Consider the following 255-nt stretch of genomic DNA (forward strand, 5'->3'; position numbering starts at 1 on the left):
CCTGACTATGGAGTTGGTGGAGCGAGGTTTGCGCCTGGAACATTCTCGAGCCCAGTTCCTGTTGGCACACATCTTTACTATGGCGATGGCAATACCAAGATCGATAGCGGCGTAACAGTAACGGACTGCTACCTGGAGAATGGGCCTGGTGGTCCTGTTTCAGTGCTTGAGTTTGAAGGCTTTACTAATGAGGCGTATGGTGCTTTTCAGGACTATGCCCTCTCATCCTTTATGGATCCAAATGATGTAACGATC

At 49.4% G+C, this 255-nt stretch carries 1 protein-coding gene; it reads left to right on the forward strand.

Annotated elements, in window-relative coordinates; all coding sequences use genetic code 11:
* Nucleotides 1-255, forward strand: a 255-nt coding sequence (locus ICN13_RS10240; protein WP_216140217.1) for a hypothetical protein, incomplete at both ends; no start/stop codon positions are given.

This window comes from Polynucleobacter sp. MWH-Berg-3C6 (assembly GCF_018881855.1).
Taxonomy (GTDB): Bacteria; Pseudomonadota; Gammaproteobacteria; order Burkholderiales; family Burkholderiaceae; genus Polynucleobacter.